The organism is Paenibacillus sp. MY03 (genome assembly GCF_002165585.1).
Lineage (GTDB): Bacteria > Bacillota > Bacilli > Paenibacillales > Paenibacillaceae > Pristimantibacillus > Pristimantibacillus agaridevorans.
This window is the reverse complement of sequence record NZ_MXQD01000004.1, coordinates 397,978-423,763: the sequence shown is the minus strand read 5'-3', so window position 1 is coordinate 423,763 and position 25,786 is coordinate 397,978. Positions and strand designations below refer to the sequence as shown.

Annotated in this window: 24 protein-coding genes; 12 read left to right on the top strand and 12 right to left on the bottom strand. The window is 55.5% G+C overall.

Annotated features, from left to right (window positions below; translation table 11 throughout):
• Window positions 1–88: 88 nt before the first annotated feature.
• Entirely contained in the window at window positions 89–1,387 is a 1,299-nt protein-coding gene (locus tag B1748_RS04400) for an aminotransferase class I/II-fold pyridoxal phosphate-dependent enzyme (RefSeq protein WP_087566640.1), read from the bottom strand.
• Window positions 1,388–1,565: 178 nt separating this feature from the next.
• Between B1748_RS04400 and B1748_RS04395 the strand changes: the two genes are divergently transcribed.
• A complete protein-coding gene (locus B1748_RS04395; RefSeq protein ID WP_087566639.1) occupies window positions 1,566–2,351 on the top strand; it encodes a helix-turn-helix domain-containing protein in 786 nt (261 codons plus the stop codon).
• Window positions 2,352–2,420: 69 nt separating this feature from the next.
• Window positions 2,421–3,323, top strand: a complete 903-nt coding sequence (locus B1748_RS04390) for a YihY/virulence factor BrkB family protein (protein WP_087566638.1) — start codon at window positions 2,421–2,423, stop codon at window positions 3,321–3,323.
• 95 nt (window positions 3,324–3,418) lie between these two features.
• Here B1748_RS04390 and asd read toward each other — a convergent pair whose 3' ends face one another.
• Window positions 3,419–4,207, bottom strand: a complete 789-nt coding sequence (gene asd, locus B1748_RS04385) for an archaetidylserine decarboxylase (protein ID WP_087566637.1) — start codon at window positions 4,205–4,207, stop codon at window positions 3,419–3,421.
• A 220-nt stretch (window positions 4,208–4,427) separates the two neighbouring features.
• Between asd and B1748_RS04380 the strand changes: the two genes are divergently transcribed.
• Entirely contained in the window at window positions 4,428–5,117 is a 690-nt protein-coding gene (locus B1748_RS04380) for an HAD family hydrolase (protein ID WP_256975520.1), read from the top strand.
• Between the two features lie 118 nt (window positions 5,118–5,235).
• Here the strand turns inward: B1748_RS04380 and B1748_RS04375 are convergent, their stop codons facing one another.
• The 6 genes from B1748_RS04375 to B1748_RS04350 are packed head-to-tail and all read right to left on the bottom strand — an operon-like array spanning window position 5,236 to window position 12,095.
• Window positions 5,236–6,480 (bottom strand): YheC/YheD family endospore coat-associated protein, encoded by a 1,245-nt coding sequence (locus tag B1748_RS04375; protein ID WP_087566636.1) that lies wholly within the window; start codon window positions 6,478–6,480, stop codon window positions 5,236–5,238.
• Window positions 6,437–6,934: a GNAT family N-acetyltransferase gene (locus B1748_RS04370; RefSeq protein WP_087566635.1), complete on the bottom strand. Its 498-nt coding sequence runs from the start codon at window positions 6,932–6,934 to the stop codon at window positions 6,437–6,439. Before B1748_RS04370 ends, B1748_RS04375 begins: the two co-directional genes overlap by 44 nt.
• Before the next feature lies 1 nt (window position 6,935).
• Complete coding sequence (locus tag B1748_RS04365; RefSeq protein WP_373271248.1) at window positions 6,936–8,096, bottom strand: YheC/YheD family endospore coat-associated protein; 1,161 nt, start codon at window positions 8,094–8,096, stop codon at window positions 6,936–6,938.
• The gene (locus B1748_RS04360) at window positions 8,093–9,469 is read right to left on the bottom strand and encodes a YheC/YheD family endospore coat-associated protein (protein ID WP_087566634.1); all 1,377 of its coding nucleotides are present in this window, start codon (window positions 9,467–9,469) and stop codon (window positions 8,093–8,095) included. Before B1748_RS04360 ends, B1748_RS04365 begins: the two co-directional genes overlap by 4 nt.
• 34 nt (window positions 9,470–9,503) lie before the next feature.
• Window positions 9,504–10,703: a YheC/YheD family endospore coat-associated protein gene (locus B1748_RS04355; RefSeq protein ID WP_087566633.1), complete on the bottom strand. Its 1,200-nt coding sequence runs from the start codon at window positions 10,701–10,703 to the stop codon at window positions 9,504–9,506.
• Window positions 10,704–10,721: 18 nt separating this feature from the next.
• Window positions 10,722–12,095, bottom strand: a complete 1,374-nt coding sequence (locus B1748_RS04350; RefSeq protein WP_087566632.1) for a YheC/YheD family endospore coat-associated protein — start codon at window positions 12,093–12,095, stop codon at window positions 10,722–10,724.
• 249 nt (window positions 12,096–12,344) lie between these two features.
• Here B1748_RS04350 and B1748_RS04345 point away from each other — a divergent pair, with 249 nt between their 5' ends.
• The gene (locus B1748_RS04345; protein ID WP_143810236.1) at window positions 12,345–12,656 is read left to right on the top strand and encodes a hypothetical protein; all 312 of its coding nucleotides are present in this window, start codon (window positions 12,345–12,347) and stop codon (window positions 12,654–12,656) included.
• An 848-nt stretch (window positions 12,657–13,504) separates the two neighbouring features.
• On the opposite strand, the gene B1748_RS04340 is transcribed toward B1748_RS04345, so the two are convergent.
• The gene (locus tag B1748_RS04340) at window positions 13,505–13,855 is read right to left on the bottom strand and encodes a helix-turn-helix domain-containing protein (RefSeq protein WP_087566630.1); all 351 of its coding nucleotides are present in this window, start codon (window positions 13,853–13,855) and stop codon (window positions 13,505–13,507) included.
• Between the two features lie 180 nt (window positions 13,856–14,035).
• Between B1748_RS04340 and B1748_RS04335 the strand changes: the two genes are divergently transcribed.
• Complete coding sequence (locus B1748_RS04335) at window positions 14,036–14,506, top strand: hypothetical protein (protein ID WP_087566629.1); 471 nt, start codon at window positions 14,036–14,038, stop codon at window positions 14,504–14,506.
• 55 nt (window positions 14,507–14,561) lie between these two features.
• Window positions 14,562–15,911: a DRTGG domain-containing protein gene (locus B1748_RS04330; RefSeq protein WP_087566628.1), complete on the top strand. Its 1,350-nt coding sequence runs from the start codon at window positions 14,562–14,564 to the stop codon at window positions 15,909–15,911.
• A gap of 20 nt (window positions 15,912–15,931) precedes the next feature.
• On the opposite strand, the gene B1748_RS04325 is transcribed toward B1748_RS04330, so the two are convergent.
• The 3 genes from B1748_RS04325 to B1748_RS04315 form a co-directional block, all read right to left on the bottom strand.
• Complete coding sequence (locus B1748_RS04325; protein ID WP_087566627.1) at window positions 15,932–16,237, bottom strand: YtpI family protein; 306 nt, start codon at window positions 16,235–16,237, stop codon at window positions 15,932–15,934.
• A gap of 97 nt (window positions 16,238–16,334) precedes the next feature.
• A complete protein-coding gene (locus B1748_RS04320; RefSeq protein WP_087566626.1) occupies window positions 16,335–16,841 on the bottom strand; it encodes a sporulation membrane protein YtrI in 507 nt (168 codons plus the stop codon).
• A 3-nt stretch (window positions 16,842–16,844) separates the two neighbouring features.
• Window positions 16,845–17,171 carry a YtrH family sporulation protein gene (locus B1748_RS04315; RefSeq protein ID WP_087566625.1) on the bottom strand — a complete coding sequence of 109 codons (327 nt, stop codon included), beginning with the start codon at window positions 17,169–17,171 and terminating at the stop codon, window positions 16,845–16,847.
• Window positions 17,172–17,290: 119 nt separating this feature from the next.
• On the opposite strand from B1748_RS04315, the gene B1748_RS04310 reads away from it, so the two are divergent.
• The 6 genes from B1748_RS04310 (at window position 17,291) to pyk (ending at window position 25,734) form a co-directional block, all read left to right on the top strand.
• Complete coding sequence (locus B1748_RS04310; protein ID WP_087566624.1) at window positions 17,291–20,884, top strand: DNA polymerase III subunit alpha; 3,594 nt, start codon at window positions 17,291–17,293, stop codon at window positions 20,882–20,884.
• A gap of 114 nt (window positions 20,885–20,998) precedes the next feature.
• Complete coding sequence (locus B1748_RS04305) at window positions 20,999–21,499, top strand: phosphatidylglycerophosphatase A family protein (protein WP_246608555.1); 501 nt, start codon at window positions 20,999–21,001, stop codon at window positions 21,497–21,499.
• Window positions 21,500–21,705: 206 nt separating this feature from the next.
• Window positions 21,706–21,894 carry a glutamate decarboxylase gene (locus tag B1748_RS04300; RefSeq protein ID WP_087566622.1) on the top strand — a complete coding sequence of 63 codons (189 nt, stop codon included), beginning with the start codon at window positions 21,706–21,708 and terminating at the stop codon, window positions 21,892–21,894.
• Window positions 21,895–21,937: 43 nt separating this feature from the next.
• Complete coding sequence (gene accD / locus B1748_RS04295; protein ID WP_087566621.1) at window positions 21,938–22,816, top strand: acetyl-CoA carboxylase, carboxyltransferase subunit beta; 879 nt, start codon at window positions 21,938–21,940, stop codon at window positions 22,814–22,816.
• A complete protein-coding gene (locus tag B1748_RS04290; RefSeq protein ID WP_087566620.1) occupies window positions 22,806–23,861 on the top strand; it encodes an acetyl-CoA carboxylase carboxyltransferase subunit alpha in 1,056 nt (351 codons plus the stop codon). Before accD ends, B1748_RS04290 begins: the two co-directional genes overlap by 11 nt.
• Before the next feature lie 118 nt (window positions 23,862–23,979).
• Window positions 23,980–25,734: a pyruvate kinase gene (gene pyk, locus B1748_RS04285; protein ID WP_087566619.1), complete on the top strand. Its 1,755-nt coding sequence runs from the start codon at window positions 23,980–23,982 to the stop codon at window positions 25,732–25,734.
• Window positions 25,735–25,786 lie beyond the last annotated feature (52 nt).

The following is a 25,786-nucleotide window of genomic DNA, read 5'->3' as shown; positions in this document are numbered from 1 at the left end:
AAAAAAAAGCGCAAGCTTGAGGGCCAATTCGGCCCCTGAGCCTGCGCTTTCTTTGTTCTATCAAATGCGAGAATGATGAATATGCGATTTAGTGCGCGGCGACTTCCGTAACCGCCTTGTAAATGATGTCGAACAGCTCTTCCAGATGTTCTTCCTCGATGCAGGAGAAGGCGACGCGAAGGTCGGTCTCCCCAAGCGCGATGGCGCCGATGCCGTATTCGTTAAGCAGATGCGAGCGAACGGCTTCGGCCGTGACGCCGGCAAGCTTAAGGCACATAAAGTAGCCGGAGTTGAACGGATAGTACTGGAGCGTATCGCCATAGCGGCCGCTGTCGAGCAACGACTTGACGCGGTTGGCGCGGCGTTTCATAATTTCGAACTTCTCGGCTTTTTGCGTCTCGTATTCAGGCGATTGCAGCGCGCGGAGCACGAACGTCTGGGAAGGATGCGGGCCGCTGGAAATCGTCGCGCGAATGATTCCGAGTGTCTTCTGCTCCAGGGCGGCAAGCGCGGCCGCGGATTCCGAAGCGAACGTAATGAAACCGACGCGGAATCCCCACACAAATTCTTCTTTCGTTGCGCCGTCGACCTTGACGGCCAGCACGCGTTCATGCAGTCCGGCGAGCTTAGGGAACAGCGACTCTTGAAGCGAATCCTCGAAGAACAGGCCGAAATACGCATCGTCTGTAACGGCAACTACGTTGATGCCTGCTTCCGCGGCATCAAGGATTGCGGCCACGATCGCATCGCCTTCTTTTGGCCCGGGCGTATAACCGGTTGGGTTATTAGGGAAGTTAAGCAGCACGATGGCTTTGCCTTTATCCTTCTGCGCGAGAAGCGCCTCCCGGAGTCCTTCGCTGTTAAATTGCATATCCTCATTGTACAAAGGGTATTCCACGATTGCCGCTCCGCGGCGGACGCCGAACGTCAGCTCGTAATTTTCCCAATTTTTATTCGGGATGATGACGGCGTCGTCGGGATCTGCAAATAAATCGGCTATGATGCTGAGGCCGTGCGTGAGCGCGTTCGTCACGACGGGATTGCCGAAGCTCTTCGATTCCAGCGACGGATTGTCCTTTATCATTTTGCCGCGCCAGGCGGTTCGCAGCTCCGGCTTGCCGGCAGGAGGCGCATATTCATATATATCTTTCGGATTGTAGGCGCTAAGCGTGTCTTGAATGAGCTTGAGATGCATGGGCTGTCCGCCTTCGGTTGCAATGCCGATCGTGGCGTTGAACTTGGTTGCCTTCGACTTGGCTTCGGCGGATTGGCTCAAAATGCCTTCTTTGGGAAAGTAGATGTTTTTGCCTAGATTGGACAACATCGCATAAACGTTCGGAATTTCTCTCTGCAAGGTCTCATTTAACTGCTGGGCCAGTGGGTTCATGGCTTGAATTCCATCCTTCCGAAAAAATATTTAAGATATGTTACTTTCTAATGTTCGTGATATTATACCATCTTTACGATTGCTAAACCATGAGATGCTGCTTTTTTTTCGTTGCTTGCAGGCGAACTTGTTTTATAATGAAAATAATTGCTGTCCGCTTTAGGGAAGGAGAATCATTATGCTTGAAATTTCGCCGGATTCGATCAAGCTGCTGCCGGCCTTTGCAAAGATCGTATGCGAACCTGGCTGGCGCTGGGCGAGGCGCGAGAAGCCGATGGCCAACTTCGATCTGTTTTATGTGTGGAGCGGCGAAGGCGAAGTGGAGGTGAACGGAGTCCATTATCAGGTTGGCAAGGGAAGCTGCTTCCTGTTCCGTCCCGGCGACTATACGAGCGCCACGCATCATCCGCAGCGGCCGTTGGTGCTCACCTATATCCACTTTGCGGTGGAGGACGAAATCCGTCAAACTCCCAAACGGTATCGCATGCTGTATGATACGGTCGACTTCGAATATATGTTATCTCGTTATGTCCGCCTCTTTCTCGTAAGCACGTACGCCGCCGAGACGGAAGCGCGGCTGGTGCTGAAGTCGCTGCTGATCCAGCTGCTTCGCGCAGATACCCAGGTGCCAGTGGAGAAAAAGGCGAGCAATCAGCTGACGGAAGCCATTCACGAGATTGCCAACTACATCCGGCAAAATCCCGGCATCGCGCACCGCGTGGAGGATCTGTCGACAAGAGCCCAGCTGTCGCCGAGATACTTCTCCATGAAGTTCAAGGAGATGATCGGCATGTCGGTGCAGTCCTACATGATTCGTATGCGCATCGAACGGGCAAAGCATCTGCTTATGCACGCCGGGATGAACGTAACCGAGGTGGCGGACGCGTTGGGTTATCGCGATATTTTTTTCTTCAGCCGGCAATTCAAACAATATACGGGCAAAAGTCCTTCGGAGATTCGATAAGTGTTCTGGATGCCTTCTGTTTAAGGCGGGGCTTCTCTTGTTTACTTCTAAATAAGAGGAGTGAGGCCAATGAAACAGGATTCAAAGCTGCTTAAATTTTTCGAAGATTTGTACTGCCGATTCCGTGATGATGATGTGCCTGCGATAGGCGCGCAGCTTACGTATTATTTTATTTTGTCATTTTTTCCGTTTCTTATTTTTGTGGTGAGCCTGATGAGTTTTGTCCAGTTGTCCGGAGACAGTGTCGTCGCTGAGCTGATTCGCCTGCTGCCGGAGCAGACGGGCGAAGCGGTTGAAAGCATTCTGCAGGAGGTAACGGACAATAGCAGGGGGACTCTTCTATCGATCGGTATGATCGCGACGCTCTGGTCGGCCTCCAATGGCGTGAATGCGCTCATAAAGGGTGTTAATAAAGCCTATGATGTCGAAGAAAGCCGGCCGTTCTGGAAGTTGAGAGCGATCTCGCTTGCGGCGACGCTTGTGCTAGCCCTTGTCATCATGCTGGCGATTGTATTGCTTATTTTCGGAGAGGTAATCGGTGAATTTCTGTTTGATTGGTTCGCTTCCCCGATCGGCTTCGGACTCATTTGGGGCATATTGAAATACGTCGTTCCCATCTCGTTCATGGTTGTTATATTCTCGCTGATCTACTGGATTGTGCCCAACCGCGAAATTCGGTTCAAAGCTGCCGTTCCGGGGGCTCTATTCGCGACCTTTGGCTGGATTGCAACCTCGTTGCTGTTCCAATTCTACATTAACAATTTCGGCAACTATTCCAAAACGTATGGAAGCATCGGCGGCATTATCGTCCTGCTGGTCTGGCTGTACATCAGCTCCAACATTATCATTCTGGGCGGGGAGGTCAATGCTACGCTTGCTGGCGGGCGAGCGCGGCCCGCTGCCGATATCGCGCAGCCCAATGGCGGCCGCAAGCAAGAAGCGCGCTCTTCTGAACTGAAGTCGGAATGCTAGCAAGCTGTATGACCCTGGAGCAGCAAAAAAGCGATAGCATGGCAAGGGGATCGTCCTTGACTGCTCTCGCTTTTATTTTTTTTATCCACAAGTGTTTACTTTTTGGCCAGATCCCCTAATCGCTGCCCCATCCTGACTTTGGCGCCCACGCCAATCGCGCCGTCAGGGGAATAGGTGCCGTCCTCCATCAGGAGTACAACGGTGGAGCCGAATTCGAAGTAAGCAAGCTCGTCGCCCTTGGCCAGACGATTACGCTGAGGTTCGACGTATCGAATGCTGCTTACGTTCATGGCGCCTACCTTTACGACGGCAACTTCTCCGCCGCCGTGCTTGATATATGTAACCAGCCTTTCGTTGCGGCTAAGCACTCGCGTCATGACCGTTAGTCCGAAATCGTTGACGGGATAAACCTTGCCTTTCAGGTGCTCGCGCTCCATGACGTCCCCTTCGATCGGGGAATGAATGCGATGGTAATCGGTAGGGCTCAAATATAGGACGTAATAATATCCGTTCATATAACTAGCCGCGCGAGGGGTGCGGCCCAGCAATTCTTCGATGGTGTAATCTTGTCCCTTGACGCTTAGCATGGTTCCTTGATTAATGGAGCCTGCTCCGGTAATTAAAGCATCAACCGGACTGACGAGGCTGCGATCGCCATGATGAATGGCGCGGGAGCCTGGCTTCAGCCGGCGGGTGAAAAACTCGTTGAGCGTCCGGTATTGCCCGAGTTCCTTCTCGGCTTCGTGCACGGCTATGCCGTACAGCTTGGCGAAGCGGGGGATAAAGACTCGGCTGGCGGACGATTGCGCGAACGTGCCCGTCATGCGGGAAATCCACTTGCGCGAATAGAGCTCGGTCATGGCCTTAAAGAGCCACTTGGTCATAACAGTCACGTCACGTCCTTTCCTTCTATGGCGGCAAGGCCCCGGGCCTTCCGTCCACCAAACAGTGTGACATAAACAGGCTATTTTATCAATAGCGGGAGACCTTCAGGGCAACTTCGGAAGCGACAGGTTTAACCTCGGAACACCTTAAGTGTTCTTGCGGTTTGATCGGAGTATCCGGTATGATAGGCTGATAAATAGACAAAGGAGTGTGGAAAGCTTGACGGAAAATAATTCCGGCAACCCCGTTGCCGTCATCTTCGATATGGATGGAACGCTGTTCGAGACGGATACGCTGCTCGTCTCCGTACATCGCCGCGTGTTCCAAACGCTTCGGGAGGAAGGACTGTACGAGGGAGAAGCGCCGCCGGTGGAAGAGTTGCTCGCCTGCCTCGGCATGCTGCTTGAGGATATATGGCGAAGGCTGATGCCGGATTCAAGCGAGGAGGCGCGCGCCAGGGCCGACGTACTTCTGCTTCAGTACGAGCTTGAGGGGCTTGCGGCGGGTGAAGGCCGGCTGTACGCCGGTGTCAAAGAGACGCTGGAGGCGCTCAAAGCAGGCGGCAGCAAGCTGTTCGTCGCCAGCAACGGGTTGGAAGCGTACGTGAAGGAAATTGCCAAGCACAAAGGAATCGCGCATTTGTTCGACGGCTTGTACAGCGCGGGCGAATACGGCACGGCAAGCAAAGTGGATTTGGTAGCGAAACTGCTCCGGGATCATGGGCTTGCTTCCTCGAGGGATATCTGGATGGTAGGGGATCGTTCTTCTGACGTAGAAGCGGGAAGCAAGAACGGCTTAACCACCGTTGGATGCGCCTATGCCATCTACGGCAAAGCCGCCGAGCTATCGGACGCCGACAAACGCATCGGCAGCTTCCCGGAACTGCTTGCCATCAAACCGCAACAATAGCTGGACATGGAACAGCCCGCCACACCCGATTATCGGGAGTGGCGGGCTGTTTAGCTTAACGATTCGTCCGCGGCTTGCAACGGGAGGTCGTTCGAAATCGGACTTTCGAACTCGTACCCTAAAGGCGGCGGCGTTTTTTTTTCGCGGATTTGCCCGGCTTTTCCGGAAGCAACGGCAATTCGTCTACATGCGGCGGATCCGGGGTGACGGGAGAGGAATCCGCCTCATCGCCGGCTTCGCGAGCCGCAGCGGCTGAGGCCGTTTTGCGTTTCTTTTGCTTGAACCGCCAGAGGGCGTATTCCAGCGGCTTGACGATGGCTTGCCGATAGACTTCGGTCTCGCCTGCGCGGAAGAATACCTCCCGCGCTGGCTTCGGGTTCACCTCGATCAGCCAGATACGCCCGCTCTTGTCGATGGCCAGATCGATCGCCAGCTCGCACAAGGCACCGCAGACCAGTTCCAGATAGGAGGCGATTCCGACACCGAATTCCGCGACCTCCCGTTTTACGGCCTCTCGCTTGGCAGCGTCCGTGATCCATTGCTCCAGCAGCCCATCCATCTTCGCCGCGCGACCTCCGCCATGCAGATTGGCCGTAATGCTGCCTGGCGCGCCTATGCGACCTGCGCAGCCGGTCACGGTCCACTTGCCTTCGCCGTCCTTCTGGACGAGCAGCCGGTAATCATGGACGCAGCCGCTCGGCAGCTTAAGCTGGAGGCCTTGCTGCGCGATGTATCGAACCTCCTTCAGATTCCATTTGGAGAGATAGCTCCCGAGCTTGTCGCTGCTCATGCGCTGGGGAGACACGATTCTACGATTTTTATCGCGGCCTTGCACGGTCAGCGAACCGTCCTTTAACCGTTCGACCCTGAGAATGCCTCGTCCGCCGGTTCCGTTAATCGGCTTTAAGTATAGCAGCGGATGCGACCGCAGCATTTCCCGGACATCGTTCACGGAGTTGATATAACGGGTCTTGGGCAAGTAGGCGCCGAAGCGGCTGTCCTTCGACAGCAGGTTATGAATTTGCCACTTGTTGCGGAGCGGCTTGTTCAAGTAGGTCAGGCCGTCGTAGCGCGATCGGAATTTCAACAGTTGGTCGTACCGATGCGAATGCTGAATGCGGCAGCGATCGAAGACGAGAGTCGGGAAGCCGGTCCAGCGCCTCGTCCACCGTCCCGTTCCGGGGTGATAAAATAAACCTCGAATTCTGTCTCCGGAGAGGCTTACGTCCTGAGGCGTGAAGACAAATACATGCAAGCCAAGTTTCCGTCCTTCCGTCGTCATCCGTTCGTAATAGCGCCGTTCTTCGAGCGAGCCCGCATCATTGAGGTAGAGTGTCAATATGCCCAGTACGGGCTGCGTCATGCAGCATTCCCCTTTCGAACCTGAGCGTCGATTTGCCTGTCGGTCCCTTGTGAATGGACACGGCTTTCATGCCGATCCGGAAGCATAACGCCATGCTGGGCACATTATCGGCGGCCACATGGCAGGCCAGCCTCCCCAGTCTGTCGATCATCGCCTTCATCAGCACGGTCCCCGCGCCAAGCCTTCTCGCCCTCGGATGTACAACGAGCAGGCAGCCGGCATCGCCGCCGCCCGCCGCGAAGCCGAGGCCGGTTAACCGGCCTTCATGCTTCGTTATGGCAATGACAGCCTGGCCGTGACCGCTGCCGTCCGTCTCCAGCCAATCGGGCTCCATATCTCTTAGCGCGCGAAGTGAAGCGGCCGTAATCCGTTTCTCTCCATGGCGCAAAACGAAGCCAAGCAGCCTCCTCCTTTCCGCACGCCATATTTCCGGTGTCAGAAGCTGCAGTTCCATGCTAAGCGCCTCCCGCTTTGTTCGATTTTTTGCGAGCCAGATAAGCGCTGTATTGGAAGATACGCTCCAGCGACTTCTGGCGGATATGCGGCTCGTCGAATTTCATCGGCTTGGAATTCGCCTCGAAAAACCAGAGGTGGCCGTCGCCGTCCACTCCCAGATCCATGGACATCTCCCCGAGCCGCAGACCCGAAGCCCGCTCGATCTGACGGGCGATCAGTACCGTCGTGCGCCTTACCTTCTGTAAAAGCATATGAGCCCGCTCTGCATCGAATGAATAGGTCAGCAGCTTCTCCGGATCCTCGATTTGACCGCCGCGGGGGACATGGGTCGTAATACTGGAGACTCCAGCAAGCCGTGCGCCAATTCCTGTCATCTCCCATACGCCAAGCCGGTTCTTCTGCACGAGCGCGCGCAGATCGAAGCGGCGGTCCTTAAAGGAAGCGAGCGCAATGCCTTGCTGGGCGATGTAGGCCTCGCCGCCGCTTTGTTTCTGGATGCGGGTCCACAGCTTTCCTAACGTGGAGCAGTTATAGGTGGTGCTCCGTTTGTTTTCCTGTATTTTGAGCCGGTACGGCAACGGTTTCTCATGATGGACCCGGACGGTCATAATGCCTTTGCCTGCCTTGCCGCTCTCGGGCTTCAGATAGAGATAGCCGTGCTTGCGCAGCAGTCTGCCCAGTCCGCCGACTTGAACGAGGCGTCTGGTCGTCGGTATGAAGGGTCTTGTTCGGCTGGATTTGCGAAGCCATTCGAACAATTGCCATTTGTTAAAGAAGGAAGGGTTAAACAGCGTCACCCGCGAATGTCGGCGGCAGTCCAGAATTTTCTGCCGGACGGCAGGCTGCATCTCGTCCTCGCGCTGCGGAATCCGGTTGTAGATAATGTCGGGAAACGGGAGCAGCGCCTTCTGCCACTGCCCGATCTCCTTGTGAAATACGAATCCTCTCAGTTTATTGCGATGGAGCAGAAGCTCCTTGACCGTTAAAACATACACAACAAATCCCATCGCTTGACCGGTACGAATGAGATCGGCAAAGTTGCTCCGGTTGCCCCGAAAGCCGCCGCCCGGCTCGTCGACGGTCAGGATCGCGAGCACCGGCACGGGCCTGCCCAGTACGGCGGCCTTGTGCTCATTCTCCTCTTGCGGCAGCATATTCATTGGCCTGTTCCCCCCTGGAAGCGGCTCAAGTATAGACAGTGGTCAACGATGTAGGAAACAGAGGCTTTCCCTTCGGAGCGCAGCGCGGGCAGTTTAAAGATGGAGCGTCCCGGCTTTGCGTTTGCCTCGAACATCCATACCTCTCCCGACTTGTCGATGCCGATATCGAGTCCCAGCTCTCCCAGCCGATGCGGATAGTTGCGTTCGATCGCTTCGGACAGCTTGACGGCGACCCGTCTGGCCTTGTCGAGAATAATGTCGGCATTGTCGCCAAACGTCCGTCCCAGCGCCTGGCTCGGCGTCATGAGCGAGCCGCCGTTCTTCACGTGGGTCGTGACGCTGCCCCGGCCCGCCTTCTTGGCGCCTATGCCTGCCGCGATCCAGCGGTTGCTCCCGTTCTTGTGCATATGGAAGCGGAAGTCGATCGGGCAGCGGTCCAGTTCGATGAGCCGAATGCCCTGCTGGGCGACATAGCTGCTCATTCGGCTGCCTAGCCGGGCCTGCAGCATCCGCATCATCGTCTGGAAGCTGCTGTAGCGGACAAGCACATTCTCGCTGCCGCGGCGATAACGGACGAAGTAGCCTCTGCGCGGATGGTACGTCAATCTGTAGATGCCGATGCCGAGACTGCCGCCGGTCGGCTTGTAATACAGAAATTTATGTTTGTCGAGGAGCTCCTTTATCTTGGCGGAAGAGGGATTAGGGACAGACTCCGGCAGATGGGCAAGCGCCTCGGGATCGTTGTCGAGCAGCTTGTAGACATCGGCTTTATTAAGAAAGCTCCAGTTAAAGATCGGAATCTGGCGCTTTACGAACCGCTCCCGGACAGCGCTGATATAAGCGGAAGTCTCCGCCTTGCGATTGGGCAGCCGGTTATAGATGACGTCGGGCAGCGGCACGATGCGGCGGTACCAGCCCCCCTGGGCGTTCAGGAAGTAGCCGTTGACCGTCTCCTGCTGCCAGTTGATGTCGCCGGGCGTAAAGCCGAACATGAATGCCTTGCGGTCGCCGGAGCGAATAACCTGTTTGATGAAGCCGGAGCGGGTGCCGAATGGATAACCCTCCGAAGAGTGGATCATATCCGTCAGAATGCCGACCAGCGGCCCCAGCTGGATTTCGTTGTCGCCGTTTGCTTGCACGAAGACATTGCCGGGCTTCGGAATCCGGATCGATTGACGTACCCCCGCGGATAGATACAAGTGGTTGCCGGCTCGCTTCAGCGGCTTGATCGCGGCGGCGATCGTCTCGCCTCCCAGCCGGAGAAGAATCGACTTCTTGCCGGACAGCCTGAGCTGCCCCATGAGCGGTCTGGAGACGTAAACGATCTTATCGGATGCTTGAGAGAAGTGGACGTTGCAAGTTGTCAAACTCATGGATGAACCTCCTGAACTTTTCAAGACCATTGCCTCATGGCCGAGATTTCGATTGCGGGCGGGAAAGGCGGTCCTTGGCGGATCCGCCGGCTGTCGTCAAGGCAGGGGCGTTGCGGCTTGTCAAGTAACGCGCATACTGCAGCAGTCTGGTCACTGCAAGCCTGGCGGCTTGCTTGTCGCCGGCTTGCCGGAAGGCTTCTCTGCCCGGCTTGGCGTTCGTCTCCAGCAGCCAAAGCTTGCCGCTCGGCTCGAGGCCGAAGTCGAAGGCAAGCTCTCCGAACCGGCCGAAGCTCTCTTCCAGCCGGAGCGCGACTTGCCCGCTCAAGGCATGGATTTTGCGAAGCAGATGCTCCGCCTTGGAAGGCGTGAAGTTGGCTCCAAGCGTATCGGCTGCCGCAACCGCGATGCCGCCTCCGTGCAGGTTGGAGGTCATGGAGTCGCGACGGCCCAGCCTGGCTGCGGAACCGGATACTTGCCATTCTCCGGAGGCATCCTTCTGCAGCAAAACTCGAATATCGTAAGGACGATCGTCGAACGTTCGGAGCGGGAGATAGGGCTGGAGCAGGAAAGGCGAACTTCCCATAAAGGATTGGAGCCAGGCGCCGAGCTTCTGGAAGTCCTTGAAGCTTTCCTTGAACGGCATGTTGTTCCGTGTCCTGCCCCGCACGATCAGCGCATCCGGCTTTAGCGGCGGGGCTTCGATATGCAGGAAACCTCTGCCCTGCATGCCCGCGGCTGGCTTCAGCACGACGCCGCGCGGAAGATCCGGCAGAAGACGTTCGAGCTGGGCGATCGATCGATAAGGTGCCGTTGCCGGCAAATAAGGAGCGATCGCGGAGTTATCGCGAAGACTTTCGTAAACGCGCAGCTTCGAGGGTAGCGATCCGTTCAAGCGTTCATGGTGTTTCCGCTCGCTCATGGCGCTGAGTACGGCCGAGCAGCGTCTCCGGCTCTCCGCCGTTTTGGGGAAGCTTCGGTCATAGACGACATCAGGCAGCGGGACGAGTTCCAGCTTCCAGGCTCCTGTTGCATACCGGCAGCCGAAGAGCGATCCCGAGGCGGGATCGAAGCCTTCGGGAGAGAATACGTATACGTCGATGTCGAGCGTTTGCGAGGCGACGCTTAAGCTGCGGCTAAGCCGGGGCTCCGGAGGGAGCAAGGTGCCAGGCGAATCCGGCCGCGCCCCATTGAGCGAGGCTGCCATAATGCCCAATACGATCTTGCTGTGCGGCATGGCTGCTGCCTCCTTTGTCTAGAATCCCGACAGATGCCGGGCATATTGAATCATCATTCGGACGGAAGGCCGAATCTTGCCTTCGTTTAGCGGGGTGTTGTCGTTTTTGGACGGCTTGGAATTGACCTCAAGCAGCCATACTTTGCCGCTGGTGTCCAGCGCCAGGTCGATCCCCAGCTCTCCGAAGTGGGCGGGAATATGGGTGTCGATTCCTTGCGCGATATGCAGAGCCGCGAGTCGGAGCCGCTTGGCGGATTCCAGCCGGCTGACGCTGGTGCTCAGGTTGCTTTTGGTCACGGCCGCGCTGACGGTGCTGAGCGAGCCGCCGCGCGCAAGATTGGAGACGAATTGCTGGTTTCCTGCCGTACGGGCGACGATGGAGGTAATGATCCACTTGCCGGCGGCGTTTTTTTGGACGAGCGCGCGGAAGTCGACGGGGCGCTTCTGAAACTCGATCAATTGCAGGCCTTGCTGAATCTGGTAGCGGGCTGTCTTCATCTTGGCGGAGATGGAGGCATACAGCTTAGGCAAGGAGGGATAGACCGCCCGCTTGGAGCCGGCGCTCATCGCATGGAGGGCTTGGTAGCTCTCGCCTTCCAGATGGGAGACGCGGATAATGCCCTTTCCCAGGCTGCCGCGGGCGGGCTTCAGGAAGACGTGGCTGTACCGCTCGCACATTTTTTTGAAGGTGGCGTAATTGCGCAGCAGATAGGATTCCGGCAAGTAGCGGTGAAGATCGGCATCCTTCTGGAGCGCGTCGAACACCTCGGGTTTGTCGAGAAACTTTTCATTGAATACCGCGGTTCCGTACAGCCGTTTCGCCTCGCTTAGAAAATGCTGCACGTTGGCGGCGTTCTCCAGCTTCCTTGAGGTAAGCCTGTTGTTCACGATATCCGGCGCCGGCATGCGGGTCTGTCTCCAGCCCCCGGCATACGTCCAGCCCTCGACAGAGCTTGCCGAGCCGCCGGACAGCGCGCCTGGCGTGAAGAAGTAGACGTGGGCGCCTTGCGCCTTGCACGCTTCGACGAGCTCTCGGCAGAACATGGTTATCGTGCCGAACGGCTTATCCGGCGTACTTGGGAAGTCGCGGCTGATAAGCACGCCGATCAGAGGTCCGATGGAGATCGTGCCGGAGCGGTAGTTGAACCTGAGCTGCGTACGTCCGGCAGGGGGGAGTCCCATTCGTTCGGCAAGCGCTGGACTGATACGTATTCCGTCCGTTTTCGCGGACGGGATGATTTTGAGCGATTGGCGGAACGCGCCGAATTTCAGCGGCACATGCTGCCCGACCGGTATTTTCCATAGCTTCACATAGGCATCGCCTAACATGATCGTATCCTCCGGAAGCGTCCCGGAGCTCGTCACCTGTATGGCAACTTTCGTTTTAATCATTTCGATTCTCCTTCCAAACCAGGAGCAATTGCGATTAGAGGCGTGGGCCTATGGGTGAATGCACGAACTAATTCATCATATGAACCGTGCGTCTTGTGTGTGATTGCCCCAGTCATAAGGAACGAGATGCCGGCATATACTGCTTACTGCAAGGAAACGCGGACAAGGTACGCGAAAGACGGAAGCGATGGGGTGTTGTTGGACGAGCCTATGGCTTGAAGAACTTTCATGCGAGGGGGAATGGGCAAGGTGAAGAATAAGGGCAAAGGGAAGCTGAAGCACTTCATGTATATTCTCATTGCGGCTGGAATGCTGTTCTATGCTTTCGCGGCAGTCGATTCTGCGGAATGGGGCGGTGCAGGCGGCGTATTCTGGTTCATGTGGCTGGCGTTCGCGATCGTCATTATCGCGGCTAACGCGAATATGCTGCTGCTGACGGAGGAGAAGCGGGAGGCGCTGTCCCACGTCAAGCGAGCCAAGGTGCTGCGCAGAGAGCAGGCCGCCATAAACTTCGTGAATCGCCAGGTCGAGAAGAAGGCGCGCAAAATACGCGGCCATTGACGCGGCTTACAAGCGGGGAAGAAGGCTGCAAAGTGTGGGGCGATAACGTAGCCAAAGTCGGGAAGTAGGTAAGCTCCGCGACGAATGCCAAGATGCTGTGAATCTTAGATGAAACTGTTGGCTCGGCTGTCGGTTTAGGAAATTATGCGAATATGTACAAATTTAGGGCGTGTCTGAATACTCCGAGGGGAGCAGATTTTGCCGAATTTTCGTTCCATGCAAGGAACTTTTGTGAAGGCGTACCGGGGGTACGTCAAGCAAAAGTGACGAAGCAGGGGGCGGAAAGGCGGTGAAAGATGCCCTTGAGCGGGTTTTCAGACACGACCTAATTGTCCGGCTTTCTAAAATAAATTAAATTGTACAATTATACTCAAATGATATTCATGTGAAGACGGAATGGGCCTGATTCAAACAAAAATTGTGTATATTTGAACAAAATTGTATGATTCAGTAACTTTTGGACCGGGAAATGTGTATAATTGCACAATTGATTAGCGGATTCCTCGACTTGCGAAAGCGCGAGCGCGCTTGTGGGGATGTGTGTTTATTTCGTTACGGACAGCTTGCATTGACTACCGACAAATTGCATTTCCTTCTTGGAATGGAAAGCGCCGCTCCGTTTTTGACGGACCGGCGCTTTTTGAAATTATAAGAAAGTATAAGTTTTCTCCATACTTGACCTATAATTCTCGGAATAAAACGCGCTGCGCCGCCAAATGACAGCGACAGCCGTTTCACCTTGATTGTCGTGGATCGCATGCCTTGGATGCAGCTGTTTTTACGGATTTCACCTAAGTTCGTTCGTTTCCGGCAACGTGGCATAGCCAATGACGCCGGTGCGGCGTTCGCTACTCCATCTCCCGGAACTGGACGAGCTGCTTGACGAAGCGATAGACGACTTCTTGCTCTTTGACACTCAGTCCTGTCATCTGACTGATGATTTTGTCTGAATAGCTTTCGGCTTCGCCGCCGTCGATGCGGTTTGAGTTTCCAACCTGCACGAGCTGCTCCAACGGCGTCTGCAGCGCGGCAGCAATTTTGCCCAGTACATCGATGGTCGGATTTTTTTCGCCCCGTTCGACTTGTCCCATATAAGATGCGTTGATCTCGGCGCGCAAAGCCAGCTGCTCCTGGCTTAATCCCTTGGATTTGCGCACGAGCCGAATGTTTTCGCCAATCTGGCGCCCAATGTCGCTCATCCGTGTCACCTCAGCCTAACGATAGGGTTTTGGCAGGTTTTCGATCAACGTTCTATAGTATTTGATTTAAATACCGTCTATAGTCATTGACTTTTAAGTGGATGATTTATTATAATTATCATAAAAATACCAAAAGTGATAGACTGGTGGCGAAAATGGGTGAAGCCGGGTGAGTCAGCAATGATGGTAGAAGAGTTCGAGTTTTATCGCAAGGTGAGAGCAAATTATTGCAATGTGGCTTTCAAGGTTTTGTTCACTTACAGGTTGTCGCATCGGCATAACAAGACGGCCGTTGCCCATGGTTCATTCAGCTGCGGGGTTAACGCCCATACACAGACGTTGGAATATACTCTAAACTTGAAGACGGAGCCGATTCAGAGACCCTATAGCGAGAGCGGGACCTTCTTGTTCTCCAGCGTATACAAGGAAATTCCTTCTCAAGTGATAGAATACGAGAATTATCCCATTCATAAGCAGCGTTACCGCGTTCCCATTACATACGATTGGCATGATTGCGTGCGGAGCGGAGCCAAGTCTGGCATTAATGCGATCTCGATCCAGGCTTTGTTGCGCAAGTGGACATTGCACGGGACCGACGATGAGCCTATCGACGCCATTCTCAAGGTGACAAAGCTGCAATTCGACTGGTAGTCGATATTTCCATTGCAATCTCCTATAATGGTAGCAGACGAGGAGTGATCGATGGATGGCTTCCACCCCAAGCAATGTGACGAGCACGAAGCACGAGCAGATTATGCAGCATATCCAAGGACTTAAGGTAGGCACCAAAATATCGGTGCGGGCCGTCGCCAAACATCTTGGTGTCAGCGAAGGCACCGTTTATAAGGCGTTCAAGGAGGCGGAGTCTTCCGGACTTGTCAGCACGAAGGAACGAATTGGTACCGTCCGCATCGATCGCAAGCGGCGCGAAGCGCTGGATCAGCTGACTTTCGGAGAAGTGGCGGAGATCGTCGAGGCCCGTTTATTCGGCGGAGGAGACGGTCTGGACAAGTCGCTTCACAAGTTTGTGATCGGCGCAATGGAGCTGGAAGCGATGATGAGCTATATCGATAGCGGCAGCCTGCTGATCGTCGGCAATCGCGTCAGCGCGCATCGCTGCGCCTTGGAGCAGGGAGCCGGCGTACTGATTACCGGCGGATTCGAGCCAAGCACGGAGATCGTTCGGTTAGCGGACGAGCAGGGGCTTCCGGTTTTGTCGTCGAGACATGACACGTTCACCGTCGCGTCCATGATTAACAGGGCGATGTTCGACCGGCTCATCAAGCGCAAAATCATGCTTCTCGAAGACATCGTGACGTTCAGCAAACCGGCCGATGTTATCAAATCCGGCAGCAATCTGTCGGATTTTCACCGTTTGTCGCGCGAGACAGGCAACTTCCGCTTCCCGGTTTTAGACGACAGAGGCAGAGTTATCGGCATGATTACGGCGATGGATGCGATGGGCTCAGCCGATGATGCGGCCGTTGACCGCGTGATGACTCGGCATCCCATTACGGCGGCGCCGAATATTACAGTGACGTCCGCAGCCCATACGATGGCGGCGGAGGGGATCGATCTATTGCCTATCGTCGATCGCAACCGCAAGCTTCTCGGCGTCGTGACGCGGCGCGAGGTGCTGGACGCGATGCGGTTCGCGGGCAAACAGCCGGAATCCGGCGAGACCTTCGAGGATTTGATGTGGTCCGGCTTCATTCAATCGGAGTCGAATGGCACGGAGGAAGCTAGCATCAGCTATCGCGGCGCCATTACTCCGCAGATGTCAGGCGCGCTCGGGATGGCTTCGGAAGGACTCGTCTCGACGCTTATGATGCAAGCCGCGAGGCAAATGATTCGGGAGACGGGCAAGCGGGACTTCCTGCTGGAAAGCATGACCTCCTATTATGTAAGGCCGGTGCAGATCGACAGCGAGGTGACGATCAAGCCCAAGGCGATGGAGCTGTCGAGGAAGTTCTCCAAGCTGGAGATCGAGGTGCTGGACGCGAAGGGGCTTGCGGCGAAGGCGATGCTTACCGCGCAGATGATCGATCCGTATTAATTCAAAAAAAAGAGCGGGGATTATCCCCGCTCCGTCGCCCGGTAGGCGCTTAAATTGCGCAGTCCGGCGAAGAGGTTGAACAGGCCGACCACCAGGAAGATGGCGCCGATGACGACCTTAAGCGTCGATTCATTTGACATGAACAGCTGAATGAAGGAGATGAACATCATCATGATGCCCATGCTGATGTTCATTCGTGCGGCATTGATGCCGCGTTTCCTCCCATCAGAGGAACGTCTCGACTTGTAGCTGAACACGACGGACAGCACTAGCGAGATCAGTATTACAGGGAACAGCACCCATTGCAGCAATTCCAATTGTCCCATATGTTGTGACGACTCCTTTGTAGAGGTTACACGCACTTGTATGCCTAATGAAACTTATCGTCGTCTATTGTACCATGTTCCGGCGAAGTTTGCCTTATCACGCTGGAGGTTTCGCCTTGACGCGGACCGTCATCCACACCTGCAGCACGTTGTCTGCCAGCAGCACTGTTTTGAGCTCGATTGCATAATCTTTGCCGCTTACGTCGTCGTATGTTTTGGATTCCAGCAGCTTCCGAACTAGATTGGCATCGGCGTCGATATCATAGATGCTGCGCCCGAGCAGGATGGATAGATCCTCCTTGACCCGCTTCACCAGCTCCGTCTCCGTCATCCGGTCCAGGCGGGCGGAACGCGTGGACTCTTCCAGTACGCGGATCTGAATGCTCTTGATCACCGTGTGCTGGTTCTTGTATTGCTTGAGCTTCGCGATATCCGCTTCGTATTGCCCCAGCCTGGCCTCCAGTCCGTACACCGTATTGTACATCGCCTCGAACTTCGCCACGAACAGGGAGTGCAGCACAACGCCCCCGACGATGCAACCTACAAGGAATACACCCAGCAATCGCAGCGCATCTGCGTATCGGTAGAAGGAAGGCACCCTCATGCGTTAAGACGCCCCTTTGCAAACCAGCTTTACAAGCTCCGTTGCCATATGCGCCCCCAGGAAAGCGAAAATAATAAACGCAATCTGTTGGGCCACCGGCGACAGTTGGCCGGCCGTAAAGTTGCTTTCGATGACTCTGACGGGATCGACCGAGCCGCCGATCGCGGCAACGATCGCCCATATTTTCAGCCGGAGCGCGGTATCCAGCATGACAGTGGCCGGCGGCAACGCCATAAAGACGGAGCCGACCCCCGCAAGCATGGAGCCTCCTAGCACGATGCCGAACGCAATAAAAAAATCGAGTCCCGCCTTGGACAAAAAATAGGACAAATGTTTCCCCTCCTCTGCATGCAACAACCTCTCCTATCATTCTATGGGCGTGTCCCGCATAATTATGATAAAATAGAAGAATACGAATCCATGTTCGGATTGCGAGAGGAGAGATCGGGATGACGGCAACAAGAGAGGCATCATTCGTTCACTTGCATGCGCATAGCGAATTCAGCTTGTTGGACGGGGCGGCGCGCATTCGCGATCTCACCGCCAGGGCGGCGGAGCTCGGGATGAAGGCGCTCGCTCTGACTGACCATGGCGTCATGTATGGAGCGATTCCGTTTTATCGGGCTTGTCTGGCGCAGGGGATTAAGCCCATTATCGGCTGCGAGCTTTATTTGACGGCGGGCTCGCGCTTCGAGAAGGGGGCGCGCAAGGACAATCCAACCTATCATCTAATCGTTCTGGCGAAAAACGAGACCGGTTACCGGAATTTAATGAGACTTAGCTCGATCGCTCACCTGGAAGGATTTCATTATAAACCTCGGGTCGACATGGAATCCCTCGCGGCCCACTCCGAGGGAGTGGTCTGTCTCAGCTCGTGTTTGAAGGGGGAGGTGTCCCAGCATCTGCTCCATGATCGCCGCGAAGAAGCGAAGGCGGCTGCGCTGCGCTATAGGGACATATTCGGCGATGACTTCTATCTGGAGCTGCAGGATCATGGCATGCTGGAGCAAAAGAAGGTGGCGGGCGAGATGATCGGATTGGCGCAGGAGCTCGGAATCCCGCTCGCCGCTACCAACGATGTGCATTATTTGCAGCCGGAAGATGCCGATGTGCAGGATGTGCTTATCTGCATCGGCACCGGCAAGACGGTGGAGGATAGCGATCGGCTGCGCATTGGAACAAATCAGCTTTATATGAAGAGCGCCTCCGAGATGGAATCGCTGTTCCGCCATGTGCCGGAGGCGATCGCGAATACGGTGGAGATCGCGGATAAGTGCAATCTGGAGCTTACGCTTGGCCGTGCCGCGCTGCCGGTGTTCCGCCCCGTGCCGGAAGGCAGGGATTCCTCGTCGTATCTGACGGAGCTGTGCCGGGACGGCTTGGAGAGCCGGTATGCGGCGCTTCCGGCCTGGACGGAAAATGAGGATTTCCGCAGGGAAGCCGAGCATCGTCTCGCTTACGAACTGTCCGTGATCGAAAAGATGGGGTTCAGCGATTATTTTCTCATCGTGTGGGACTTCATTCGGTTCTCGCACGAACGGGGGATCCGAACCGGACCTGGCAGAGGATCGTCGGCGGGAAGTCTTGTCGCTTACACGCTGCGGATTACGGATGTCGATCCGCTAAAGTACAAGCTGCTCTTCGAGAGATTCCTTAATCCGGAGCGGATTTCGATGCCGGATATCGATATCGACTTCAACGACGAGCGCCGGGACGAAGTGATCGCCTATGTCGCGGCCAAGTATGGCGAGGAGCATGTCGCGCAGATCATCACGTTCGGCACGATGGCGGCAAGAGCCGCCGTTCGCGACGTCGGCCGCGCGCTTAACGTGCCGTTCCAGGAGGTGGACCGCGCGGCGAAGCTCATTCCGGGCCAGCTGGGCATTACGCTTGCCGAAGCGATCCGTACGAGCGCCGAACTGCGAGAAGCCGCTGAGCGGCAACCGAAGACCGGATTGTTGCTGAACATGGCGATGAAGGTGGAAGGGATGCCGCGGCATGTTTCCACGCATGCCGCCGGCGTCGTCATCTCCCGCGAACCGCTGACGGATTACGTGCCGTTGCAGCAAGGCGGAGAGTCGATTCCGCTGACGCAATATTCCATGGAGCATCTGGAAGCGGTGGGATTGCTCAAAATGGACTTCCTGGGTCTGCGTACGCTATCCATTTTGGAGCGGTCGCTGGTCTGGATCAAGGAGCTGGAAGGCAAAGATATCGACTTCAGACTGGTTAACGATGCCGACCCCGAGACATACGCCATGCTTGGGCGAGGCGACACGACGGGCATCTTTCAGCTGGAGTCTTCCGGCATGAGGCGGGTGCTGCGCGAGATGAAGCCGACGGATTTCGAGGACATTATCTCGGTGCTGGCGCTGTATCGTCCGGGTCCGATGGAGTTCATCCCGCAATATATTGCGGGCAAACACGGCAAGGAGGCCGTGCACTACCCCCATCCTTCGCTTCGGCCGATTCTTGCCGATACTTACGGCATTATCGTGTATCAGGAGCAGATTATGCAGATTGCGTCCAGTATGGCAGGTTTCTCGCTGGGGGAAGCCGACTTGCTGCGCCGCGCGGTATCCAAGAAGAAACGCGAGGTGCTGGATGAGGAGCGGAGCCACTTCGTCAAGGGAAGCCTGGGACAAGGTTATTCCGGGGAGGACGCTAACCGCGTCTATGATATGATCGTTCGCTTCGCGGACTATGGATTTCCGCGCGCGCATGCAGCGGCTTACGGAGTGCTGGCGTTTCAGACGGCATGGCTGAAGGCGCATTATCCCGTGCCGTTTATGGCCTCGATGCTGGCGTCCGTCACGGGCAACATGCGCAAGACGGCGGAATACGTGGACGAGTGCAGGCGCATGGGCATTCCCGTGCTGCCGCCGGATGTGAACGAAAGCGAAGCTTCGTTCACGCCGGTTGGCGGCTCCGTCCGCTTCGGCCTGGCTTCTGTCAAAAACGTAGGCACGCAGGCGATTGAAGCGATTGCCAGAGAGCGGGAAAGCGGCCCTTACGACAGCCTGCTCGACCTGTGCAAGCGGGTCGATTTGCGCGTCGTGAACAAGCGCGTGCTCGAGTCGCTTATCCAGGCGGGCGCTTGCGACGCGTTCCCGGGGCATCGCGCCCAGTTGCTCGCGGCTCTCGACGAGACGGTAGAGACCGCGCAAAAGTGGCGCAAGGAAAGGGAAGAGCTGCAGATCGAGCTGTTCGGCTTCGAGGAAGTGCAGAACTGGGATGTGGAGCTGCCGGAAGTACGGCCGTTTACGACGTCGCAGCAGCTTGATTTTGAGCGGGAGCTGCTGGGATTGTATCTGTCGGGGCATCCGCTGGACCATGCCGCCGAGCAGTTGGAGGGAGTGGAACTGGACCGTCTCGTTGAGCTTTCGGACGCGCCTGACGGTTATGTCGCCTGCGTAGGCGTGATGGTGGCGGGGCTGAAGCCGTTCACGAACAAGAAGGGCAACGCGATGGGATTTCTGGAGCTTGAGGACCGCATCATGCGCGTCGAAGCCGTCGTGTTCCCGAACGTGTGGAAGCGAAGCGGGGACAAGCTGGAGCGGGAAGGACTGTACATCGTGCAGGCTACCGTCCAGCAGCAGGACGAGGACTACAAGCTGCTCGTCGAGGAAGTCGTGCCGATCGGTCCAGAGCTGACGACAGAGTCGCTCGCGGCTCAAGTGGGTCGTCTTCGCCAGCAGGCCCGCAACCGAGCTGCGCGGAGCTCCGGCTACGGAAACGGATCTGGCCGACCCGCGGTGCCCCAATCGTCAAGCAAAGATTCGTCACCTCTGCCCGCCAACGCTAAGCCGCCTAAGAAGCAGCGTATGTACATTAAGATCACGGTGGAGAAAGAACGATCGGATGTGCTGAATAAGCTTCAACGGTTGCTTGTCTCGCATCCCGGCCAGCTTGATACGGCGTTGTTTTACGAAGGCGAAGGCAAAGTTATCGCCTTAAACGACAGTCACCGGGTCTCCCCGTCGCAGGAGTTGAAGGCGTCGATCGAGAGGCTGCTGGGACCGGACACTGTCGTTATTAAGTAGAAGCAGCAAATGCCGGTTTCCGATACGTCCTGCGTCCAGTACTTGCAATTCTCATGCACATTATGGCCTGTACGAGCATATGCATAGAGATACAAGCCAAGAGGATGCGAGGAGATGAAGCCAATGAACGGTATCGAGAAGTGGCTGGCAAAACGCGGAGTAAGTGTCGACGACATCGCGGAGATCGTTTACACGCTGCAGCGACCCTATAATCCGGATTTGACGATGGAAGAATGTCAGGTCAGCGTTCGTGTGGTGCTGGAGAAGCGCGAAGTGCAATATGTGCTGTACACAGGCATAGCTCTCGACGAGTTGGCGGAGCGAAGGCTGCTGCCGGAGCCGCTGCAGGCCATCATGGAGCGGGACGAATCTCTGTACGGCGTCGACGAAACGCTGGCGCTGGGCATTACGAACGTTTATGGAATGATCGGCCTCACCAGCTTTGGTTATCTGGACAAGGTGAAGCCGGGCATCATACGCCAATTGAATATCAAGGGCGAAAAAATCCATGTGTTTCTGGACGATTTGGTGGCTGGCCTTGCCGCTGCCGCATCAGCGAGGATCGCGCATGGAGACCCCAATGCGAACCAATATCATTTGCCCGAATCGCAGTGACTATGTTATCATTATGACATCATATGGCCTTTGGTGGGGCTAAAGAAAAGACAATGACTCGAAGCGCGATGCTGGCTAGGAGAGGTTTCCTGCCATGCGAATCGGTGCTATACGGCCTGTCATTCGTTCGCGAAACGTTAGGCTTGAGATGCCAAGTGGCGGCAACTGCCGCTCGACATTGGCGTCAAGCTTCAGGAGGTACCATGATGTGGACGGTTATTTACATTGCACCAACAGCAAAAATGGCAGAAAACATCAGAAAACGGCTTACGGAAGAAAGTTTTTTGGTCAAAATCCGGCCCGTCAATCTGTCCAAACAGCAATATGAGATTCTGGTACCGTCCGGTGAGCTGGAGGAAGTACAGGAAGTATTCAATTCCATCATCCGCCCATAACGTGCAGAATTATTAATATTGCGCCTTGAGAGGTGTCGCATACGTGCAAATTAAGGACTTATTCTCGAAAAAAAAATACGCAACCATTCCTTCGGCGACCACGGAGCGTCCCAAACGCGATATTCCGGAAGGTCTGATGAACAAGTGCGCCAAGTGCGGCACGATTCATTACAGCAAGGAATTGGAGAAAAACTTGAAGGTGTGCTCGTCATGTGGGCATCATTACCGGCTTAGCGCGTGGGAGCGGATCGGAATGACGCTCGATGACGGGCGTTTGTTTGAGTACGACGCCGAGATGGAGTCCGTCGATCCGCTTAATTTCCCGGGTTACAAGGTTAAGCTGGAGCAGCAGAAGGCAAAGTCCAATCTGCGCGACTCCGTTGTTACGGGCGAAGGCAGCATTAGCGGATTCCCCGTTGTCGTAGCGGTTATGAGTTTCGACTTCTTTACGGGCAGCATGGGCTCCGTGGCTGGGGAGAAGATTACTAGAGCGATAGAAGCTGCTCATGAGAAGCGCCTTCCGCTTATTATCTTCTCCACCTCCAGCGGAGCTCGCATGCAGGAGAGTATCTTGAGTCTCATGCAGATGGCGAAGACCAGCGCGGCGCTCTCGAAGTTTCAGGGAGACGGCGGTTTGTACATTTCCGTATTCACGGATCCTACGACAGGCGGCGTATCCGCCAGCTTCGCGAGCCTTGGCGATTACAATTTGGCCGAGCCCGGCGCGTTGATCGGCTTCGCCGGACGGATCGTTATCGAACAGACGATTCGCCAGAAGCTGCCGGAGAACTTCCAGACTGCGGAATTTAATCTGCAGCATGGCCAGCTCGACAAGGTCGTTCATCGCAAGGACATGAAACAAACATTAACGCAATTGCTGGACATGCATACCGTGAAGGAGGTGTCGTTCGATGGCGAATGAGCTGCCTTTCGAGAAGCCGATCGTCGAGTTGCGTCAAAAGATTACGGAACTCAAGAGCCTTAGCGTTGATAAGGGGATCGACTTCACCGAAGAAATTCTCCGACTGGAGGAGCGCTGCAGGCAGCTCGAAGAAGAGCTGTACAACGAGCTGTCTCCCGCGCAGAAGATGCATCTGGCGCGCCATCACGGACGTCCGACGTCGCTGGATTTCATCGGAGCCATTTTTACCGACTTCATGGAGCTTCACGGCGACCGCCTGTTCGCGGACGATCTTGCGATCGTGGGCGGCCTTGCCAAGCTTGGCGGCTTGCCCGTGACCGTGATCGGCCATCAGCGCGGCAAAGACACAAGAGACAATATCGCCCGTTTCTTCGGCAGTCCTCATCCCGAAGGTTTCCGCAAGGCGTTGCGTCTGATGCAGCAAGCGAATAAATTTGGTCGCCCGATTATTACATTCATTGATACCAAGGGCGCTTATCCTGGCAACACTGCCGAAGAACGGGGTCAGTCGGAGGCGATTGCCCGCAATTTGAGGGAGATGGCCGGATTCGGCGTCCCTATTATATGCGTGGTTATCGGCGAGGGGGGCAGCGGCGGCGCGTTGGCGCTTGGCGTTGGCAACCGTGTACTGATGCTCGAAAACGCGATCTATTCCGCCATATCGCCTAACGGAGCGGCTTCCATCCTGTGGAAGGATGCCTCAAGAGCAGACGAGGCAGCCGCAGCGATGAGGATTACCGCCAAGGATCTGCTGGAATTCGGTATTATCGAAGGCATCATCGAGGAGCCGCAAGGCGGCGCGCATCGCGACCTCGAATGCCAGTCCGCTGCGATCAAGCGCGAGCTGATTGCTCATCTAAAGGAACTCCTCGACTTATCGCGGGAGGAACTTATCGAGGATCGGTACCAAAAATTCCGCAAGATCGGGTACTTCCAGATGGCGCAGGTAAAGCAGGCAGAGGAGCCGGTTAATGACGAATCATCTGATGCGCCTACGGCAGCCGCAGCCGAGCTAAACCAGGAAGCGGCTCCCGCGACGAACTAACAATCCGCACAATCGTTACAACCGCCCGCGCGAAGGACAAGCCTGGACCGGGCGTGCATGTATATTGGAACAAAAACAAAGACAAAGACATTCAGGCAATAAACGGAGGAACTTAACAATGCGTAAAACAAAGATCGTTTGTACAATCGGGCCTTCCAGCGAATCGTTGGAAAACACAAAAAAACTGATTCAGTCGGGCATGAACGTCGGCCGTCTCAACTTCTCCCACGGAGACTTCGAGGAGCATGGCAACCGAATCAAGAACATTCGCAAGGCGAACGCCGAGCTTGGCACTTCCGTCGCGATTCTGCTGGATACCAAAGGACCTGAGATTCGTCTCGGCAAGCTGAAGGAAGAGCCGATCGAGCTGATTCAAGGGGATGCCATCACGCTGACTACCGAGGAAATTCTGGGTGATCGCACTCGTATTCCGGTAACGTACACCAATCTTCCCAACGATATTTCAGTTGGTTCCACCGTTCTCATCGACGATGGTCTGATCGGTCTGACGGTCGAGTCTGTCGAAGGCACTGAAATTCATTGCCGCATCGTTAACAGCGGTCCTATCAAAGGCAAAAAGGGCGTTAACGTACCAGGCGTCAAAATTTCGTTACCTGGCATTACCGAGAAAGACGCAGGCGATATCGTCTTCGGTATCGAGCAAGGCGTCGACTTCATCGCGGCTTCCTTCGTGCGCAAAGCGAGCGACGTTCTGGAAATCCGGGAATTGCTGGAGAAACATGATGCAAGCCATATCCAGATCATCTCCAAAATCGAGAACCAGGAAGGCGTCGACAATCTCGACGAAATTCTTGAAGTGTCCGACGGCCTTATGGTTGCGCGCGGCGATCTCGGCGTAGAGATTCCTGCGGAGGAAGTGCCGCTTGTACAGAAGATGATGATCAAAAAATGCAATCGCGCAGGCAAGCCGGTTATTACGGCAACCCAGATGCTGGATTCCATGCAACGCAATCCACGTCCGACTCGCGCCGAGGCAAGCGACGTGGCGAACGCGATCTTCGACGGCACGGATGCGATCATGTTGTCCGGCGAGACGGCTGCGGGCAAATATCCGGTAGAATCCGTACAGACGATGTCCCGTATCGCCGAGCGCGCCGAGAGCGCTCTGGAATACCGCGAAATCTTCCTCAAGCAAGCAAACGCGCAGCAAGTATCGGTAACGGAAGCGGTAAGCCAATCCGTTGCAAACTCTGCGCTTGACCTTAACGCCAAAGCGATTGTGACTTCGACCCAAAGCGGCTTTACAGCGCGTATGGTGGCGAAATACCGTCCGAAATCGCCGATCATCGCGGTAACGACGGACGAGCGCATTATGCGCCGCCTGGCACTTGGCTGGGGCGTTTTTCCGGTAAAAGGCGCAGAGGCGTCTACAACGGACGAAATGTTCGAGACTGCCGTTAAAGGCGCAATGAGCACGGGTCTGCTTAGTCTGGGAGACACGATCGTCATTACGGCAGGCGTACCTGTAGGTCGCGCCGGCACGACGAACTTGATCAAGATCCATCATATTGGCGAGCTGCTGGCTCATGGCCAAGGCATCGGCAGCCAAACGGTAACCGGCAAACTTGTCGTTGCTCGCACGGCTGAAGAAGCTATCTCCAAGATGAACGTTGGCGACATCCTGGTAGCAGTCTCCACAGACAAAGAATATATGCCTGCATTCGAGAAAGCCGGCGCTGTCATCACAGAGCAAGGCGGCATTACGAGTCATGCAGCAGTATGCGGACTTAATCTTAGCATCCCTGTCATCCTTGGCGTTGCGAACGCAACGGACAATCTGCATGATGGCATGGAAGTAACCGTTTATGCGGAGACGGGCGTCGTCTACTCCGGTCAATCCAAAGTACTGTAACCTTGGAAGCAATAACATATTGAAGTATTGAAGAAGCGATGGTGAACTCACC